1 protein-coding gene is annotated in these 1,430 nt (G+C 71.0%); it reads left to right on the forward strand.

The window, feature by feature from the left end; genetic code table 11:
* Window positions 1-247 precede the first annotated feature (247 nt).
* Window positions 248-1,315, forward strand: coding sequence for an IS110 family RNA-guided transposase (locus tag AC0T5L_RS27090; RefSeq protein WP_476168328.1), 1,068 nt, complete (start codon window positions 248-250; stop codon window positions 1,313-1,315).
* Window positions 1,316-1,430: the final 115 nt, after the last annotated feature.

Genomic DNA, 1,430 nt, shown 5'->3' on the forward strand with positions numbered 1-1,430 from the left:
TCGCTCCGGCCCAGGTTGTGACTCATACAATCGCTGGCCCTGCCTGGGTGCCCTTCGGTGGACTTGTCCGTCCTGGAGCCGGAGCGGCCGGCGCCGCCCTGGCCCACCTCGGTGTCCTGATCAGGAGATTGCCCGACCGTCGAGTCGTGGCCCGTCACAGTGCTGCCCCGAAGTGACTTCCCCCAGGCCGGCGCCGGCCGCGTGCGGCCGGACCGTGTTCCTGGATCAGGAAGGACTTCCGACCGCCGTGAGCATCGTCGCGCACAACCACCCGTTCGTCATCGGCGTGGACACCCACGCCCGCAACCACGTCCTGGCGGTCCTGACCGCCACCGGGCAGCAGGTCGACTCGGCCCGATTCCCCACGAGCAAGGCGGGCATGGCCCGCGCGATCGCCTGGGCCGCCCGCCGCACCGGCGGCGACCTTGCCACCCTGTGGGTGATCGAGGGCACCGCCACCTACGGCGCCCAGCTCACCCGTGCCGTGGCCGGGGCCGGATACGAGGTCCTGGAGGCGCCGCGCATGAACGCCCGCGCCCACCGCGGGGTCGGCAAGTCCGACCCCTTGGACGCGCGCAGGATCGCCGAGGCCGCTTTGCCACTGGAGGAGAACCAACTGAGGCACCCGCGCCGCGGTGAGGGTGAACGCGCCGCACTGCGGGTGCTGGTCGCTGCCAGAGACCACATGACCGGCGAACGCACCGCGGCCGTCAACGCGCTCACCGCGCTCGTGCGGGCTGTGGACCTCGGCGCTGAGGCCCGACGCCCGCTGAGCAACCGGCAGATCGTCGAGATCTCCCGCTGGCGCACCCGCGAGGAGCCGCTGGCCGCCGCGACCTCCCGCGCCGAGGCGGTGCGTCTGGCCAGGCGGATCGTCGCTCTCGACGAAGAGCTCGCCACCAACCACGATTCGATCGACACCCTGGTACGCGCCACCCCCGCGGCCAGGCTGCTGGACAAGACCGGAGTCGGGCCGATCACCGCAGCGGTCTGCCTGACCGCCTGGTCGCACCACGGCCGGGTGCGCTCAGAGGCTGCCTTCGCCTGCCTGGCCGGCGCGAACCCGATTCCCGCATCGTCAGGCAACACGGTCCGCCACCGACTCAACAGGGGCGGCGACAGACGCCTGAACCGCGCCCTGCACATCGCGACCATCACCCGTATGACCCACGACCCCGCCACCCGCGAGTACGTTCAGCGACGCCGCACTGAAGGACGCACCACGAAAGAGATCCGACGCTGCCTCAAGCGCTACCTCGCCAGACAGATCTACCGGCACCTGAACGCAGCCCGCGCCTTGCCGCTACCTACTTGACAGACATAGGAGAGTCCACCTACGCGCCCTGGCCCCGACCCTGCTCAAAGCCGCCCAGTGGCTCGCCCAGGCGACCCCCGCCTGGCATGAGAAACTCCGGTTGACGGAGGGCACC

The organism is Nocardiopsis sp. TRM 82005 (assembly GCF_056312425.1).